The 17240-nt window shown below is 71.2% G+C and carries 14 protein-coding genes; 5 read left to right on the top strand and 9 right to left on the bottom strand.

Annotation, left to right across the window (positions count from 1 at the left end):
- Positions 1–12 precede the first annotated feature (12 nt).
- The 4 genes from DEJ47_RS09405 to DEJ47_RS09390 form a co-directional block, all read right to left on the bottom strand.
- Complete coding sequence (locus tag DEJ47_RS09405) at positions 13–1671, bottom strand: alkaline phosphatase D family protein (protein ID WP_150166783.1); 1659 nt, start codon at positions 1669–1671, stop codon at positions 13–15.
- Positions 1672–1798: 127 nt separating this feature from the next.
- Positions 1799–2599: a DsbA family protein gene (locus tag DEJ47_RS09400; RefSeq protein ID WP_150166781.1), complete on the bottom strand. Its 801-nt coding sequence runs from the start codon at positions 2597–2599 to the stop codon at positions 1799–1801.
- A gap of 44 nt (positions 2600–2643) precedes the next feature.
- Positions 2644–3327, bottom strand: coding sequence for a hypothetical protein (locus DEJ47_RS09395; RefSeq protein WP_150175522.1), 684 nt, complete (start codon positions 3325–3327; stop codon positions 2644–2646).
- Between the two features lie 37 nt (positions 3328–3364).
- The gene (locus DEJ47_RS09390) at positions 3365–4693 is read right to left on the bottom strand and encodes a DUF2252 domain-containing protein (protein ID WP_150166779.1); all 1329 of its coding nucleotides are present in this window, start codon (positions 4691–4693) and stop codon (positions 3365–3367) included.
- 226 nt (positions 4694–4919) lie between these two features.
- On the opposite strand from DEJ47_RS09390, the gene dnaE reads away from it, so the two are divergent.
- The gene (gene dnaE, locus DEJ47_RS09385; protein ID WP_150166777.1) at positions 4920–8462 is read left to right on the top strand and encodes a DNA polymerase III subunit alpha; all 3543 of its coding nucleotides are present in this window, start codon (positions 4920–4922) and stop codon (positions 8460–8462) included.
- Between the two features lie 93 nt (positions 8463–8555).
- Here the strand turns inward: dnaE and DEJ47_RS09380 are convergent, their stop codons facing one another.
- Entirely contained in the window at positions 8556–8735 is a 180-nt protein-coding gene (locus DEJ47_RS09380) for a hypothetical protein (RefSeq protein WP_150166775.1), read from the bottom strand.
- A gap of 337 nt (positions 8736–9072) precedes the next feature.
- Here DEJ47_RS09380 and DEJ47_RS09375 point away from each other — a divergent pair, with 337 nt between their 5' ends.
- The 4 genes from DEJ47_RS09375 to DEJ47_RS09360 all read left to right on the top strand — a co-directional run bounded on the left by DEJ47_RS09375 (position 9073) and on the right by DEJ47_RS09360 (position 12934).
- Positions 9073–10311 (top strand): NYN domain-containing protein, encoded by a 1239-nt coding sequence (locus tag DEJ47_RS09375; RefSeq protein WP_150166773.1) that lies wholly within the window; start codon positions 9073–9075, stop codon positions 10309–10311.
- A 62-nt stretch (positions 10312–10373) separates the two neighbouring features.
- Positions 10374–11408, top strand: coding sequence for an ABC transporter ATP-binding protein (locus DEJ47_RS09370; RefSeq protein WP_150166771.1), 1035 nt, complete (start codon positions 10374–10376; stop codon positions 11406–11408).
- A 43-nt stretch (positions 11409–11451) separates the two neighbouring features.
- Positions 11452–12273, top strand: a complete 822-nt coding sequence (locus tag DEJ47_RS09365) for an ABC transporter permease (protein ID WP_150166769.1) — start codon at positions 11452–11454, stop codon at positions 12271–12273.
- A gap of 34 nt (positions 12274–12307) precedes the next feature.
- The gene (locus DEJ47_RS09360; RefSeq protein WP_150166767.1) at positions 12308–12934 is read left to right on the top strand and encodes a DUF2567 domain-containing protein; all 627 of its coding nucleotides are present in this window, start codon (positions 12308–12310) and stop codon (positions 12932–12934) included.
- Positions 12935–13137: 203 nt separating this feature from the next.
- On the opposite strand, the gene ybaK is transcribed toward DEJ47_RS09360, so the two are convergent.
- From ybaK to DEJ47_RS09340, 4 genes are all read right to left on the bottom strand, one after another.
- Entirely contained in the window at positions 13138–13644 is a 507-nt protein-coding gene (ybaK, locus tag DEJ47_RS09355; protein WP_150166765.1) for a Cys-tRNA(Pro) deacylase, read from the bottom strand.
- 38 nt (positions 13645–13682) lie between these two features.
- Complete coding sequence (locus DEJ47_RS09350) at positions 13683–14429, bottom strand: LON peptidase substrate-binding domain-containing protein (RefSeq protein WP_150166763.1); 747 nt, start codon at positions 14427–14429, stop codon at positions 13683–13685.
- Between the two features lie 2 nt (positions 14430–14431).
- The gene (locus tag DEJ47_RS09345; protein ID WP_150175521.1) at positions 14432–15403 is read right to left on the bottom strand and encodes a hypothetical protein; all 972 of its coding nucleotides are present in this window, start codon (positions 15401–15403) and stop codon (positions 14432–14434) included.
- A 206-nt stretch (positions 15404–15609) separates the two neighbouring features.
- On the bottom strand, positions 15610–17124 hold the full coding sequence (locus DEJ47_RS09340; protein WP_223828683.1) for an oxidoreductase: 1515 nt from the start codon (positions 17122–17124) through the stop codon (positions 15610–15612).
- Positions 17125–17240 lie beyond the last annotated feature (116 nt).

Genomic DNA, 17240 nt, shown 5'->3' with positions numbered 1-17240 from the left:
CGCTCCCGGTGGTCAGCGGACCGGGTTGTGCACGCGCTCGACCTTCTGCGTGCCGTTGAGCGTGCGGTAGGAGCGCACCCACGACGACGTCGCCGCCGGGTCGGTGCGGTCCGAGATGACGTAGTAGTCCATCTGTGAGCGCTCGGCGGTGACGTCGAGGACGCCGTAGCCGTGCGAGTCCATGTCGAGCCACTTCACGTGGCGGTTGGCGGCCTTGAGGGCGCCCGCCGCCACGAGGGAGACGGTGTGCGGCGCGACGTGGAGCATGTCGTCGATGTTGTCGGAGCTCACCGAGGTGACCACGAACTCCGTCGCGGCCGAGGCCGACAGGGGATATGTGGCGGCCTTGACCGGCACGTCGTTCGCCCAGGCCATGTGGATGTCACCGGTCAGGAAGACGGTGTTGCGGATCTTGTTGTCGCGCAGGTGGGTGATCAGCTCCTTGCGGTCGTCCGTGTAGCCGTCCCACTGGTCGGTGTTGATGGCCAGGCCCTCGCCGGGCAGGCCCAGCAGCTCCGCGAGGGGCTTCAGGAGGTGGGCGGGCAGGGAGCCGAAGGCGACCGGCGTGATCATCACCGAGGTGCCGACCAGCTTCCAGGCCGCGTCCGAGGCGGCCAGACCCGACTTCAGCCAGTCCAGCTGCGCGCGGCCGGTGATCGTACGGTCCGGGTCGTCGACCTCGCCGCTGCCGAACCCCGCCTGCTCGGAGCGGAAGGACCGCAGGTCGAGCAGGTGCAGATCGGCCAGCCTGCCGAAGCGGACGCGGCGGTAGACGGTGCCCTCGGTCGAGGGACGCACGGGCATCCACTCGAAGTAGGCGCGCTTGGCCGCCGCCATGCGGCCCGCCCAGTCGCCCTCGGTCTCCGGCGAGTGGTTCACGGCCCCGCCCGACCAGGCGTTGTCGGCGAACTCGTGGTCGTCCCAGATCGCGATGACGGGGTGCGTGGCGTGCATGGCCTGCGCGTCGGGGTCGGTCTTGTGGACGCCGTGCCGGGTGCGGTAGTCGGCGAGCGTCCTGATCTCGTGCTGCGGCTCGTGCTGACGTACGACGTACTCGGCGGAGGGGTACTCGCCGCTCCGGTACTCGTAGATGTAGTCGCCGAGGTGGAGGACCGCGTCGAGTTCGGTACGGGCCGCGAGGTGGCGGTACGGGGAGAAGTGGCCGGCCTCCCAGTTGGCGCAGGACACCACTCCGAAGCGGACGCCGTGCGCGGCGGCGTCGTGCGCGGGGGTGGTGCGGGTGCGGCCCACGGGGGAGTGCACCTCGCCCACGGAGAAGCGGAAGTAATAGGTGGTCGCCTGGTGCAGGCCCCTTACGTCGGCCTTGACGGTGTGGTCCGACTCCGCCCGTGCGGTGGTGGTGCCGCGGCCGACGACGCGGGTGAACCCCTTGTCCTCGGCCACCTCCCAGGCCACCTCGGTGTCGGGGCCCTTGCCGGAGCCGGGCACGGCGTCCGGGGTGGGCGTGACGCGGGTCCACAGCAGGACGCCGTCGGGCAGCGGGTCGCCGGAGGCGACTCCGTGGTGGAAGGCGGGTCTCTCGGCCGCGTGGGCGGGTATGGCGGTGAGCGGGGCGCCGAGGGCGGCGGTGGCGGCCGCGGCCTTGACGACCGTACGGCGGCTGGGTGCCGGGGAGTTGAGCGACGACTGAAGATCGTTTCGACTGGTCACGGGCGATCACGATACTGAGCGGTAATCGCGCGAGGGGGGCGAACGCGTGAAGTCCGCCCCCCTGTTGCGTGATCGGCCCGCTACCGCGCGGGCTGCTTGCCCGCTGCTTCGGCGGGTCGACCACCCGCTACTTCGTGACGCCCGCCTTCTTCAGGGTGGCCTTCCATGCGTCGGGGGTCTTCGGCGTCTCGACGACCTTGTCGTTGATCTTGATGGTCGGGGTGGACTCCACGCCCTCGGCCGACTGGAAGGCGTCGCTCATCTTGAGGGCCCAGGGGTCGAACTTGCCCTTCTCGACGGCACTCTTGAACTTCTTGTTGCCCTTCAGGGCGTCCACGGTGTTCGCGACCTTGATCAGGTACTCGTCCTTCGCGAAGTCGTCGGTGGACTCCGACGGGTGGTACTTCGCCGAGTACAGCGCGGTCTTGTACTCCAGGAACGCGTCGGTGCTGACGTCCAGCGCGGCACCGAGCGCGCTGAGGGCGTTCTTCGACCCCTCGCCCGAGAGGTTGTTGTCGAGGAACGTGCCGATCGTGAAGGACAGCTTGTAGTCGCCGTCCTTCATGCCCTTGTCGACCGCGGAGCCGATGGACTGCTCCATGGCCGCGCAACCGGGGCAGCGCGGGTCCTCGTACAGGTGGACCGTGTTCTTCGTGTCGGACTTGCCGATCGTGACCGTGGTGCCGTCCTCGCCGGAGGTGTTGGCCGGGGCGACCACCTTGGCGTCGGCGGCCTCCTCCCACTTCGAGGGGGCGTTGGACTGCATGACGGCGTAGCCGACGCCGCCGGCTATGGCGAGCACGCCGACGATCGCTCCGGCGACGATGGCGCCCCGCTTGCGCTTCTCGCGCCTGCGCTCGGCCTCCTGCTGGGCGCGGATGCGCTCGCGTGCTGCGGACTTGGCGGCCTGGCTGTTGCGCTTGCTCATGATCTTTTTCTCCGTGTGGACGAACTGCGTGGGGGTTGCTGTGCTCAGGCGAAGACGGCCGAGCACGGCGGTCCACGCCGTCCCACGAAGTGCACGAGGAGCCGTGTGCGCGCCGCCCGCACCCGGCGCGCGGGGCGCGGCAGGCGGCGGACGGGCAGGCGGGAGGTGGCGACCGCGGCGACCGCGATCAGCAGGGGCCGGAACGTCGCCGCGGCGACCGCGCGCAGCAGCTGGGCCAGCGCCCGCTCGCCGCGCCGCAGCCAGGCCGCCGCGAGGAGCCCCACCCCGACGTGCGCCCCGAGCAGCAGCCAGGCCGCGCCCGGGTCCGCGTCGGAGAGGAGCGCGGCGGCGCCGTGCCCCTCGGCGGTCATCCTGGCCAGCGGGGTCCCCACGGGCGCCCCGCCGCACAGCACGTCGAAGCCGACGGCGCGCAGCGGGCCCGCGACGGGGCCGCCCGCCTCGCCGTAACAGACGTGCTGCCCCGCGGTGAACACCGTGTCCGCGGCCAGCTCCAGGGGGATCAGGAGGGCCGCGATCCGTCCGTACCCGCGCTCGCGCCCCGCCGTCGCGTACGCGATGACGAAGACGGCGGCGGCGATCGCCGCGACGGTGGTCAGCGGCAGGGGAACGCGGGACAGCAGCACGTGCGACGCGGCGGACAGCGTCACGACGAGTGCCGTGAAGAGCGCCGCGCGCACCACTCTGAGCTGGATCCCGGATATGTCCATCGCGGAGGAGTGTGTCATGTGTTCCTGTGAGCGGTGGCTATAGCCCCGGGATCCGGCCGTTGCGGAACAGGTCGACGAAGATCTGGTGGTCGGCACGCGCCCGTGCGCCGTACGAGTGCGCGAAGTCGACGAGCAGGTCCGCGAAGCCGTCCTCGTCCGCGGCGATCGCGGCGTCGATGGCGCGCTCCGTGGAGAACGGCACCAGGTCGGAGTGGCCGCTCTCGTCGTCCGCCGCGGCGTGCATCGTGGCCGTGGCCCGGCCGAGGTCCGCGACGACCGCGGAGATCTCGTCGATCTCGTCGATGTCCGACCAGTCCAGGTCCACGGCGTACGGCGACACCTCGGCGACCAGCTGGCCTGCGCCGTCCAGCTCGGTCCAGCCGAGCCACGGGTCGGCGTGGGCCTGGAGCGCGCGCTGCGAGATGACCGTGCGGTGGCCCTCGTGCTGGAAGTAGCCACGGACCGCCGGGTCCGTGATGTGACGCGAGACGGCGGGGGTCTGCGCCTGCTTGAGGTAGATCACGACGTCGTTCTCCAGGGCGTCGCTGTTGCCCTCCAGGAGGATGTTGTACGACGGGAGGCCCGCGGAGCCGATGCCGATGCCGCGACGGCCCACGACGTCCTTCACGCGGTACGAGTCGGGGCGGGTCAGCGAGGACTCCGGCAGCGTCTCCAGATAGCCGTCGAACGCGGCGAGGACCTTGTACCGCGTGGCGGCGTCGAGCTCGATGGAGCCGCCGCCGGCCGCGAAGCGGCGCTCGAAGTCGCGGATCTCGGTCATCGAGTCGAGCAGCCCGAAGCGGGTCAGGGACCGGGCGTCGCGCAGCGCGTCCAGGAGCGGGCCCTGGGCGGTGTCCAGGGTGAAGGGCGGCACCTCGTCGCTCTTGGCGCCCGTCGCCAGGTCGTGGATCCGCTCGCGGTACGCCGCCGCGTACGTCCGCACGAGGTCGGTGATCTGGTCGTCGCCGAGCGCCTTCGAGTACCCGATGAGGGCCACGGAGGCCGCGAAGCGCTTCAGGTCCCAGGTGAAGGGCCCCACGTACGCCTCGTCGAAGTCGTTCACGTTGAAGATCAGGCGGCCCTGCGCGTCCATGTACGTGCCGAAGTTCTCGGCGTGCAGGTCGCCGTGGATCCACACCCGGCCCGTGCGGTCGTCGAGGTACGGCCCGCCGTGCTGCTCGCGCTCCAGGTCGCCGTAGAACAGACAGGCCGTGCCGCGGTAGAACGCGAAGGCGGAGGAGGCCATCTTCCGGAACTTGACCCGGAACGCGGCGGGGTCCGCGGCGAGCAGCTCGCCGAACGCGGTGTCGAAGACGGTGAGGATCTCCTCGCCGCGCTGCTCAGCCGTGGGCTGCGGGACCGACATCGCTGGGTGCCTCCTGGTACGGGGGTGGTGCGTGACATGGGGGCGGACATTCCGCCCACGGGAACAGGGGGATCTTCCGCCCCTCGGGACAGGTGTTCCGTCCCTTCCAACGCTCGACCGTACCCCCGAGTGCCCGTCGGCTGTCGGCGCTCCGGATTAGACTTCCACGCTGTCCCCCCAGACTGCCCGCAGCCTGTCACCCCTCGTTCGCCGGAGGCCTTCCACCGTGACCAAGCCGCCCTTCACGCACCTGCACGTGCACACCCAGTACTCGCTGCTTGACGGTGCCGCGCGGCTCAAGGACATGTTCAACGCGGCCAATGAGATGGGCATGACGCACATCGCCATGTCCGACCACGGCAACCTGCACGGTGCGTACGACTTCTTCCACTCGGCGCAGAAGGCGGGCGTCACGCCGATCATCGGCATCGAGGCGTACGTGGCGCCGGAGTCGCGCCGCAACAAGCGGAAGATCCAGTGGGGCCAGCCGCACCAGAAGCGCGACGACGTGTCCGGTTCGGGTGGTTACACGCACAAAACGATCTGGGCGGCGAACAAGACGGGCCTGCACAACCTCTTCCGGCTCTCCTCGGACGCCTACGCGGAGGGCTGGCTGCAGAAGTGGCCCCGCATGGACAAGGAGACCATCTCCCAGTGGTCGGAGGGGCTGATCGCCTCCACCGGCTGCCCCTCGGGCGAGCTGCAGACGCGGCTGCGGCTCGGCCAGTTCGACGAGGCGGTGCAGGCGGCCTCGGACTACCAGGACATCTTCGGCAAGGACCGGTACTTCCTGGAGCTGATGGACCACGGCATCGACATCGAGCGCCGGGTCCGCGACGACCTGCTGCGGGTCGGCAAGAAGCTCGGCATCCCGCCCCTGGTGACGAACGACTCGCACTACACGTACGCGCACGAGTCCGTAGCGCACGACGCGCTGCTCTGCATCCAGACCGGCAAGAACCTCTCGGACCCGGACCGCTTCCGCTTCGACGGGACGGGCTACTACCTGAAGTCCACGGACGAGATGTACGCCATCGACTCCTCGGACGCGTGGCAGGAGGGCTGCCGCAACACGCTCCTGGTGGCCGAGCAGATCGACACCACGGGCATGTTCGAGAAGCGCGACCTGATGCCGAAGTTCGACATCCCGGAGGGCTTCACCGAGGTCACCTGGTTCCAGGAGGAGGTCCGCCGCGGCATGGAGCGCCGCTACCCGGGCGGTGTCCCCGAGGACCGGCAGAAGCAGGCCGAGTACGAGATGGACATCATCATCCAGATGGGGTTCCCGGGGTACTTCCTGGTCGTCGCCGACTTCATCATGTGGGCCAAGAACAACGGCATCGCGGTCGGCCCCGGCCGAGGCTCCGCGGCCGGCTCGATCGTGGCGTACGCGATGGGCATCACCGACCTCGACCCGATCACGCACGGACTGATCTTCGAGCGGTTCCTCAACCCCGAGCGCGTCTCCATGCCCGATGTCGACATCGACTTCGACGAGCGCAGGCGCGTCGAGGTGATCAGGTACGTGACGGAGAAATACGGCGCCGACAAGGTCGCCATGATCGGCACGTACGGCAAGATCAAGGCGAAGAACGCGATCAAGGACTCCGCGCGCGTGCTCGGATATCCGTACGCGATGGGCGACCGCCTCACCAAGGCGATGCCCGCCGACGTCCTCGGCAAGGGCATCGACCTCTCCGGCATCACCGACCCCAAGCACCCGCGCTACAGCGAAGCGGGCGAGATCCGGGGGATGTACGAGAACGAGCCGGACGTCAAGAAGGTCATCGACACCGCGAAGGGCGTCGAGGGCCTGGTCCGGCAGATGGGCGTGCACGCGGCCGGCGTGATCATGTCCAGCGAGCCGATCGTCGACCACGCCCCGCTCTGGACCCGGCACACCGACGGCGTGACGATCACGCAGTGGGACTACCCCCAGTGCGAGTCGCTCGGCCTGCTCAAGATGGACTTCCTGGGCCTGCGCAACCTCACCATCATGGACGACGCCGTCAAGATGGTCCGGGCGGGCAAGGGCATCGACCTGGAGATGCTCTCCCTCCCGCTCGACGACCCGAAGACCTTCGAGCTGCTCTGCCGCGGTGAGACGCTCGGCGTCTTCCAGTTCGACGGCGGCCCGATGCGCTCGCTGCTTCGCCAGATGCAGCCCGACAACTTCGAGGACATCTCCGCCGTCTCGGCCCTGTACCGGCCGGGCCCGATGGGCATGAACTCGCACATCAACTACGCCGAGCGCAAGAACGGCCGCCAGGAGATCACGCCGATCCACCCGGAGCTCGAAGAGCCCCTGAAGGAGACGCTCGGCCTCACCTACGGCCTCATCGTGTACCAGGAGCAGGTGCAGAAGGCCGCGCAGATCGTCGCCGGGTACTCGCTCGGCGAAGCCGACATCCTGCGCCGCGTGATGGGCAAGAAGAAGCCCGAGGAGCTGGAGAAGAACTTCGTCCTCTTCCAGGCGGGCGCCCGGAAGAACGGCTACTCGGACGAGGCGATCCAGGCCCTGTGGGACGTCCTGGTCCCGTTCGCCGGGTACGCGTTCAACAAGGCGCACTCCTCCGCGTACGGCCTCGTCACCTACTGGACCGCCTACCTGAAGGCGAACTACCCGGCCGAGTACATGGCCGCGCTGCTCACCTCGGTGAAGGACGACAAGGACAAGTCGGCCGTCTATCTGAACGAGTGCCGCCGCATGGGCATCAAGGTGCTCCCGCCGAACGTGAACGAATCGGTGCACAACTTCGCCGCCCAGGGCGACGACACGATCCTGTTCGGTCTGGAGGCCGTCAGGAACGTCGGTTCGAACGTGGTGGAGTCGATCATCCGGTCGCGCAAGGCGAAGGGGAAGTTCACCTCCTTCCCCGACTACCTGGACAAGGTCGAGGCCACCGCCTGCAACAAGCGCACCACGGAGTCGCTGATCAAGGCGGGCGCCTTCGACACGATGGGGCACACCCGCAAGGGCCTCACGGCGCAGTACGAGCCGATGATCGACAACGTGGTCGCGGTCAAGCGCAAGGAGGCCGAGGGCCAGTTCGACCTCTTCGGGGGGATGGGCGAGGAGTCCGGCGGCGACGAGCCGGGCTTCGGCCTCGACGTGGAGTTCTCCGAGGACGAGTGGGAGAAGACCTACCTGCTCGCCCAGGAGCGCGAGATGCTCGGCCTGTACGTCTCCGACCACCCGCTCTTCGGTCTGGAGCACGTGCTCTCCGACAAGGCGGACGCGGGCATCGGGCAGCTCACCGGCGGTGACTTCTCCGACGGGTCGGTCGTGACCATCGGCGGCATCATCTCGGGCCTGCAGCGCAAGATGACCAAGCAGGGCAACGCCTGGGCCATCGCCACCGTCGAGGACCTCGCGGGCTCCATCGAGTGCATGTTCTTCCCGGCCACCTACCAGCTGGTGTCGACGCAACTCGTCGAGGACGCCGTGGTGTTCGTCAAGGGCCGCCTCGACAAGCGCGAGGACGTGCCGCGGCTCGTCGCGATGGAGATGCAGGTCCCCGACCTGTCGAACGCGGGCACCAACGCGCCCGTGATCATCACGATCCCGACGGTCAAGGTGAGCCCGCCGATGATCACCCGCCTCGGCGAGGTCCTCAGCCACCACCGCGGCAACAGCGAGGTCCGGATCAAGCTGCAAGGAGCGCAGAAGACCACCGTGCTGCGGCTCGACCGGCACCGCGTGAAGCCGGACCCGGCGCTCTTCGGCGACCTGAAGGTGCTGCTCGGCCCGTCCTGCCTGGCCGGCTGATCCCGCACCGGCTCACCGGCCGACGGACGCCATGAGGGGCGACACCCGGAACGGGTGCGCCCCTCACGCGTGCCATGTGTGCCTGGGTGCGGGTCAGTTGTGACCGAAGCGTCGCTGGTGCTTACGGGCAACATCGGCAGGGCTTCCCTGGGCCTGCGACTGCAGCGGGGACTGGGCCTCCGTCGCGGTCGACTTGGCCTGCTCCTGTGCCTGCTCGGCCTGCGAGGAGCGGTTCTGCTCGCCGCCCTGCTTGCGGTTCTTGTTCTTGGCCATAGTGATCTTCCTCCTGAGGGGGATCTGGGGGCCAGGACGCGACCAGATTCACATATGGCGGCAAAGTGTGCATTTCGGAGAATTACCGTGCGTAATAAGGCCAGTCGGGGAGCGATCCGCGGAAGCGCCACGCCGAAGATCGAGTTCCGGCCGTTAACCTCCGCCGGGTCGGGCAGACTCGAAGGGAACCCGACGCGGACCCGCACCCCTGATTCGTCGGCCGGACAGGGTGTCTTCGTGGGCCTACGAGGGAACGTCCAGAGACCTCCAGGCGCGTAGCACCGTCCTGGAACCTCCAGGCACGTCAGGGAACCTCCAGGGAAAGAGGGTGGACCGCGTGGATCGCTGCATCGTCCTGGTGGACGCCGGTTATCTGCTGGGTGCCGCCGCGAGTCTCCTCGCCGGCGAACCGTCCAGGTCCCGGATCACCGTCGATCACTCCGCCCTCATCCAGGGCCTGCGCGAGCGCGCGGAAGCCGACACCGAGCGCCCCCTCCTGCGCATCTACTGGTTCGACGGCGCCCCCGACCGCGTCCCCCAGCCAGAACACCGCAGGCTGCGCGTCATGCCGCGCGTCACCGTCCGCCTGGGCGCCCTGACGCGCAGCGACGGCCGGTGGGCGCAGAAGGGCGTCGACGCCGCCATGCACGCCGAACTGACCGAGCTGGCCCGCAACCGCGCCTGCTCCGACGTCGTGCTCGTCACCGGCGACGGCGACCTGCTGCCCGGCATGATGGCCGCCAAGGAACACGGCGTCGCCGTCCACCTGTGGGCCGTACAGGCCGCCGACGGCGACTACAACCAGTCCGAGGACCTGGTCGCCGAGGCCGACGAGCGGCGCGTCCTCGACCGCGCCTGGATCACCAAGGCCGTCCGCCCCAAGGAGCTCACCGGCATCTGCGCGCCCCCGCCCGTGCCGCGCCCCGAGATCGCCGCGATCCTCTCCGCCCCCCTGCCGGAGTCCGCCCTCGCCGCCGCCGCGCAGCCCACCGAGGAAGAGCCCCAGGACCACCACCCGGAACCCGCCGCCAACGGCAGGCAGCCCGACGAGCACCGCATGCCGCCCGGCAAGGGCGTGCCCACCCCCAAGGACCTGGCCGCGCTGCGCGGCCCCGGCACCCAGCCCGCGCAGCACCCCGCCAACGCGACGCTGCGCTGGTCCTCCGACAAGGGCTGGGTCGAGCGCCCCGGCGGCGCCACCGAGGGCGCGGAGGCCGCCGCGCTGCCCACCCTCGCCCAGCTGACCACGGCCGAGCAGCGCTGGGCCGACCGCGAGGAGGACATCACCACCGTCGGCGGCGACCCCTTCGAGGTCGGACAGGTGTTCGCGCGGCGCTGGATGGCGCGCCTCCCCGAACAGCACAACCTGCAGAAGCTGTCGACGATGTACCCCCGCATCCCGCACCGCGTCGACGGCGAGCTCCTCCGCTACGCCGCACGGTTCGGCCTGCTCGCGCACAAGGACGACCAGATCGACGAGCACGACCGGTACGCGATCAGGGCCGGTTTCTGGCGCGAGGTCGACGCGCGCACGGCCGCCGAGCACGCACCCGCCGGAGACCGCGCAGGGGATTGACACGGACGTACGGGGCGCCCCGGACGCAGTCCGCGCCCGCCGACCCCGTAGGCTCGTCCTTCGTGAGTACGCGCCCGGCACCGGCAGTCCGACAGGGACTCCGTCAGGAACACGGCAACGACGCCGTCTGCGCGGTGCGCGACCTGGTGAAGACCTATCCCGCCGCCCGCGCCCGGCGCGGCAGGCCCGCGACCCCCGAGGTCCGCGCCACCGACGGCATCTGCCTCACCGTCGGCCGCGGCGAGATCTTCGGTCTGCTCGGCCCCAACGGCGCCGGCAAATCCACCCTCGTACGCCAGCTGACGGGCCTCATGCGGCCCGACAGCGGCAGCGTCGAGATCCTCGGCCACGACATCGTGCGGCACCCCGAGCGGGCCGCGCGGATCCTCGCGTACCTCGGCCAGGAGTCCACCGCCCTCGACGAGCTGACCGTCTCGCTCGCCGTCGAGACGACCGGGCGGCTGCGCGGGCTGGACGTGCCGCGGGCGCGGGCCGAGCGGGACGCGGTCCTCGATGAGCTGGGTCTCACACCGCTGGCCTCGCGGCCGCTGAAGAAGCTTTCCGGCGGGCAGCGCAGGCTCGCCTGCTTCGCCACCGCGCTGGTGGGGGAGCGGCAGCTGCTCGTCCTGGACGAACCCACCACCGGCATGGACCCGGTCGCGCGGCGCGCCGTCTGGGCGGCCATCGACTGGCGCAGGGCCGAGCGCGGCACGACGGTGGTCCTCGTGACCCACAACGTCATCGAGGCCGAGACCGTCCTCGACCGCGTCGCCGTGCTCGACCAGGGCAAGGTCATCGCCTGCGACAGCCCCGCCGGACTCAAGGAGAAGGTCGCGGACGAGGTCAGGGTGGAACTGGTGTGGCGGGAGCGGGCGCCGCTCGACGTGCCCGAGGTGGCCGCGCTGCGGTCCTCCGCGGTGGAGTCGGGGCGCCGCTGGTCCCTGCGGCTCGCCCCGGACGAGGCGCGGGCCGCCGTCGCCGCCGTCACCGGCGGCGCCGCGTTCGCCGCCCTTGACGACTTCACGCTGGCCACGCCCAGCCTGGAGGACGTCTACCTCGCCCTCGGCGGCAGCGGACGGGGGCTGGTGAAGGCGTGACACCGAGCACAGTGCGTAGGAACAGCGACAGAAGGGTTGCCCGGTGAGTGCCGTTCCCCTCGAAGCCGTGGTGCGGGCCGACGGGCGTGCCGAGGCGGCCGCTCCGGAGCCCGCGCCCCTCGGGCCGCCCGCGCGGCTCCTGCCGGCGCTCTCGGCCGTCTACCGCGCCCAGCTCTCACGGGCCCGCGTCGCCCGCATCCCGCTGCTCTTCGTGGCGACGTTCCAGTCCGTCGGCATCATGATCCTGATGCGTGGCGTCGTCGACGGCGGCGGTGAGGCGCGCGCCGTCGTCGCCGGGTCCTCCGTGCTCGTCGTCGCGTTCGTCGCCCTCAACCTGCTCGCCCAGTACTTCGGCCAGCTCCGCTCCGACGGCGGTCTCGACCACTACGCCACGCTCCCCGTGCCGCCCGCCGCCGTGGTCCTGGGGGCCGCGGCCGCGTACGCCTCTTTCACGGTGCCCGGCACGTTCGTGACGGCGATCGTCGGGTGCGGGCTCTTCGGACTGCCCTTCACCCACCTGTGGGTGCTGCTCGCGGTGATCCCGCTGGCCGGTGCCGCCCTCGCGGGGCTCGGCGCGGCCCTCGGCCTGCTCGCTCCACGCCCCGAACTGGCCACCCTGCTCGGTCAGATGGGCATGTCGGCGGCGCTGCTGCTCGGCGTGCTCCCGGCCGACCGCATGCCGACGGTGCTGCAGTACGCGCGTGACCTGCTGCCGTCGACGTACGGCGTGGAGGCCTTCGCGCGCACGTTCGGGCCGGATCCGGACTGGGCCGTCGTCGCCCTGGACCTCGCGGTCTGCGCGGGCGTCGGCGTGGTCTCCCTCGCCGTCGCCACGTGGGCGTTCCGCCGGGCGGCCGTCCGGTGACGCGCCGCACAGGCTGTGCTGGCACGATGTGGGGGTGACCGCACCGTTGACTCCCTCACCGCCGCCGGACGAACAACCCCCGCACGACCCCTGGCAGACCCCCGCGTACCCGGCGGGAGCGACAGCTCCCCACGGGCACGAGCAGGACGGTGACGGCCTGCGGGCCGAAGTGGTGCAGGCCGCGGTGATCATGGTCGCGGTGGCCGTGGCGGGCGTCCTGCTCGGCGCGCTGTGGATGTGGCTCGCACCAAGGGTGCCGCTCGTCTCGGACGGCAAGGCGGTGTACCTGAAGGACACCGAGGGCGAGCAGGCCATCGGGACAGACGGAACGTTCACCCTGCTGTCGCTCGGCTTCGGCCTGGTCAGCGGCGTCGTCGTCTTCCTGCTCCGCAGGCGCGGCGGGATTCCGCTCGTCGCGGGGCTCGCGGTCGGCAGCCTGCTCGGCGCGCTGCTCGCGTGGCGGGTCGGCATCTTCCTCGGCCCCGAGACGGATGTGGTGGCGCACGCCAAGTCCGTCGGCAAGGGCGTCGTCTTCGACGCGCCGCTGGAACTCAAGGCGATGGGCACGGTCCTCGCCTGGCCGGTGGCCGCGCTGGCCGTGCACCTCGGCCTCACGGGACTGTTCGGGCCACGGGACCCGGAGCCGTACCCGGGGCCGTGAGCCCCGAGTACGGGATCTGTGCGATCCGGGAGATCCGCGGGATCTACGGGATCTACGGGTTCTAGGCGGGCCGTTTGCCGTGGTTGGCCTTGCGCTTCTTGGCCCGCCACTTCCGCATGCGCGTCTTCTTCGACATGCCCTCGGTACTAGTCCCGTCCGGGACAGGTGTCGAGGGCGCTTTCACGTCGACCCCACGGGGGGCGCTACGCCCGGCCGATCGGCGCGAGCACCGCGTCCGTCAGCGCCGCCAGGTCGCCCGGCGCCAGCTCCACCTCCAGGCCGCGACGGCCCGCCGACACGCAGATCGTGGGGTGCGCCGACGCCGACTCGTCCAGGACCGTGCGCAGCTTCCTGCGCTGGCCGAGCGGGGAGATGCCGCCCCGTACGTAGCCCGTGGTGCGCTCTGCGGCGGCCGGGTCGGCCATCACGGCCTTCTTGCCGGAGACCGCAGCGGCCAGCGCCTTCAGGTCGAGGGAGCCCGCCACCGGGACGACCGCCACGGTGAGCGCGCCGTCGACCTCGGCGACCAGCGTCTTGAAGACCCGGTCGGGCGACACGCCCATCGCCTCCGCGGCCTCGTCGCCGTACGAGGGATGGGACGGGTCGTGCTCGTAGGAGTGGACCGTGAAGGACGTGCCGGCCGCGGTCAGCGCGACCGTCGCGGGCGTCGCTGCGGCCTGTGCCGTCTGTTTCCTCTGCTTCTTCGCCACAGTGCTGTGTGCCTTCGATGGGTCGGTCGGGGCCCGCGTCAGTTGAGGCTCGTCGTCCCGCGCGTCAGGTCCGTCGCGGGCAGCGAGGGCAGATGACGGATGATCGCGGTCTCGGAGCGCAGCAGGGTCAGCTCGTCCCGCAGCCGCGACGCCGTGTCCTGCGCCTCCAGGAGCCGCTGCTTCGTGCCGGTGTCCAGGACGGCCGCGGCGGCGACCAGGTACGAGACGACGGACGGGTCGTCGGGCAGCTCGGCGCCCGTCGACAGCGACCGCTCCCGGGCCCCGGCCAGCCGCTTCTGGTAGGAGCGGAAGGCGCGCAGGACACCCTCGGCCAGCGTGCCCGCGCCCTCGCCGGACTCCTCGGGCACCTCCTCTACCTCGGCGGTGAGGAACGGCCCCGACGCGTCGACCGACGTGATGCGCACCCGCGTCGTGCCCGTCGCGAGGACCTCGAAGCCGCCGTCGTCGCGCTCCCTGATCGTCGCGGCGTCCGCCACGCAGCCCATGGAGTGGAAGGCCTTGAGCGGATCGTCGCCGAAGCCCGCGGCGGGCCCGTGCTCGGGCAGCGCCGTCTGGTCGGGGAGGCCCGGCGCGCTCGGCGCCACCTCCTGGCCGTCGCGGATCGCGACGACCGCGAACTGGCGCTGCTCCTCCTCGGGGGTCTTGAGCAGCTCGCGCATCATGGCGCGATATCGCTCCTCGAAGACGTTCAGCGGCAGCACGAGGCCGGGGAACAGCACCGAGTTGAGCGGAAAGAGCGGAAGCCGGGTGGTCACGACCGGCAAGCCTAATGGTCGCCGGAGCGGTCGCGTCCCCGCGGACCGCGCAGCGGAGTCCGGGATGCCACTTCGATGCGCACGCCGTCCCGCAGCTCCAGGAACTGGCCGAGCGGATCGTCCGCCATCCGGTCCCAGGGGAACGACGTCGCGTGAGGGCCGATCAGGCGCAGCTGCTCCAGGGCGTCGTCCCACCGCTCCAGGCGGACCAGGACGTAGGTGAGGAGGTTGCGGACCTCGGCGGGCCACGGGTCCCCTGCGGCGTACTCCCGCGACAGGGCGATCGCGAGGTCGGCCGCCGCGTCCAGGCGCTCGCGCGGCAGGTTCCCCGAGGGACTCGTCAGGTAGGCGAAGGCTGCGCGCGCGGGGAGGACCTGTATCAACGACCCGGGCAGCGCGTCGCTCGCCGCGCGCTCGGCGAAGTCGAAGCACTCGCGGTGCGAGCCGTACCAGGCGGCCGACAGGTACTGGAGGGCCGAGGCGTGGCAGCCGTAGTGGTACGAGGAGCGGCGCACCGCCTCCTCCCACAGCTGCTCGAACACGGTGTGCGAGGCGTGCGTGCCGCGGGCGTGGTCGAGGGCGATCCGCCACGGCACCGGGTCGCGCGGGTCGGCCTCGGCGGCGGCGGTGAGCAGCGGGCCCGACTCGCGCAGGAGCTCGGCGCGGGCCGGCGACTCCCAGCCGCGCACCACCGCCAGCTCGGCCTTCACGAGCAGGGCGTCCGGGTCGTGCGGGGACGCGCCGAGCCAGTCGTCGAACCACTCGGGGCGGGAGCGGGCGAAGGCGGCGAGCCGCGTGGTGTAGCGGTCGCGGTTCTCCCACTCGGCGGCCTCGCGGGTGGTGGCGAGGAGCTTCGAGGCCGGGCCGTAGTCCCCGCGTCCGGCGGCGACCAGGGCGGGGGCGAGCCGCTCGTCGGGCACGTCGAGGAGCACCTCGTCGTCCGGCGGGAGGCCGTCGGCGAGCCGCGGGGTGTGCCGGACCATGCGGGCGGTACGGATGAAGGCACGCAGCACCGTGCCCTCCTTTGCGCATCGACCGGCGCCCGCTCGCGCGGTCCCGCCGGTCACCGTTGTGGTTGTTCGTCGGTCGCAGGGATGACGGCCCACGGCGGGTGAAGGTTGCCCGAGGTTGCGTAACGGTTCGGCCGAAGACCGCGGGCCCCGGACGCCGGGGAAGGTGTCCGGGGGGCCTAGTTGCGCCGCAGGAGCCGGGTGGCCCCGGCCGCCACCGTGGTCGCCAGGACCCAGCCGAGCAGGATCAGCGCGGTCGAGAACCACTGCCAGCCGCCGTTCAGCTGCCAGTAGGTGTCCTGCCCGAGGTTGATGACGGGCAGCAGCAGGTCGAGGGCGAACAGGGCGGGGTTCCAGTTCGGGTGCTCGCCCGGTTTGATCGCCGGGTGCTCGGCGCGGGAGAACGCCACCGCGCTGACCGCCCACAGCACGGCCATCCAGACCGCGGCCCGCCCCGGCCGGTAGCCGTAGGCGACGGTCCAGTCCTGCGCGTACCCCCAGAGCTTCGCCGCGAGCGGCAGGGTCTCGCGGCGCCGCCGCTGCTTGGCGAGGAGCACCTCGCGGGCGTCGGCGTCCTCGCCGCCGTTGCGCAGGACGGTGGCGAGCTTCTCGTACGGCTCGGGGTTGTACTCGGCGGTCGCGGCCATCACCCAGTCGAGGCGCCGGGAGAGCGGGAAGCTGCCCTGCGGCACGAGGTTCTCGTACGTGAAGCCACCCATCTGCAGGCCGCCGGGGCCGGGCCAGCTCGACGCCCGGTCGATGAGGTTGACGACCCGGGCGCCGGACAGCACGACCCTGCCGCGCCGCGGCGCCTCGCCGAGGAAGCGCAGCTCGGGCGTCTGGACACGGCGCAGCGAGATCTCCTGGTCGTTCTGGAGGGTGAGGCGGGCGTGCGCGAAGTCGATGGCGTCGCCGAAGCGGCCGTCGTCGAGGCGGATGCCGCCGTCGCACTCGAAGCGCTGCACGCGGGTGCCGCGGGCCGGGGTGGTGCCGCTGGTCTGCGGGGGATTGCCGACGGCGGCAGGGGTCAGGTAAAGGGTGCGCTCGACGGTCATCTGCGGGGCGTTGAGCGCGTGCCTTCCGTACTGGTTCACCAGCCTGCTGCCGCGCAGGCTCAGCGACACGCCGATCTTCGCGCCGCGCAGGCTGAGCTCGCCGTGCGACTCCATCATCTCGGCCTGGAGGTCCTGGCCGACGGTGAGGCCGTCGCCGGTGATGGAGTGGCTGCGCCGGTCGCGGTAGACCACGGCCTGGTTCAGGAGCAGGTCGGTGCCGATGTGGGCGTCGGTGAGACGGATGCCGTTGTGGATGCGGCAGCGCGGCAGGTGCAGGTCGCCCTCGGTGTGCAGCCGGGCCGCCTCGACGCGCGGGATCGAGCAGTCGACGAGCCGCAGCGTGGCGAAGCGGGCCTCGGGCAGGAGGACCTCTTTCTCGAAGCGGCAGTGCTTCATCTCGGTATACGGGACGACCGCGCCGCCCGCGAGGTCGAGCGGATCGGTGATCTGCACGCCCGCCAGCTTCAGGGAGGAGACGCGGCCCGCGAGCGCCGGCGGGCCGTCGAGGAGCAGCCAGCACACGATGCGGGCCCGCACACTCCGCTCGGGACCCCAGGGGTGCCCGCCGTGCGGATCGTCGACAGCCGGATCGCCCGATCTCAGGTCGTACACACTGCCGTTGCGGAAGGCCTGCCACATGCCGATCTCCGCGGCGGTCAGTCCGTCCGGCGGATCCCCGGTGCCGGCGTCGTCGACCACTCCTGATGCCCTCCGTCCTGCGGCGCACGTCTCTCGTACGCCTGTTTCATGCCCGC

The sequence above is a fragment of the Streptomyces venezuelae genome, assembly GCF_008642355.1.
Lineage (GTDB): Bacteria > Actinomycetota > Actinomycetes > Streptomycetales > Streptomycetaceae > Streptomyces > Streptomyces venezuelae_B.
Note: the sequence above shows the minus strand (reverse complement) of the source record. Positions and strands in the feature narration are given on the sequence as shown.

What these genes read in the sequence shown, in the direction of transcription:
- DEJ47_RS09340 (WP_223828683.1), bottom strand. Translation starts at nt 17,124, where the DNA reads ATGTGGCAGGCCTTCCGCAACGGCAGTGTGTACGACCTGAGATCGGGC.
- DEJ47_RS09390 (WP_150166779.1), bottom strand. Translation starts at nt 4,693, where the DNA reads ATGTCGGTCCCGCAGCCCACGGCTGAGCAGCGCGGCGAGGAGATCCTC.
- DEJ47_RS09395 (WP_150175522.1), bottom strand. Translation starts at nt 3,327, where the DNA reads ATGGACATATCCGGGATCCAGCTCAGAGTGGTGCGCGCGGCGCTCTTC.
- DEJ47_RS09380 (WP_150166775.1), bottom strand. Translation starts at nt 8,735, where the DNA reads ATGGCCAAGAACAAGAACCGCAAGCAGGGCGGCGAGCAGAACCGCTCC.
- DEJ47_RS09345 (WP_150175521.1), bottom strand. Translation starts at nt 15,403, where the DNA reads ATGGTCCGGCACACCCCGCGGCTCGCCGACGGCCTCCCGCCGGACGAC.
- DEJ47_RS09400 (WP_150166781.1), bottom strand. Translation starts at nt 2,599, where the DNA reads ATGAGCAAGCGCAACAGCCAGGCCGCCAAGTCCGCAGCACGCGAGCGC.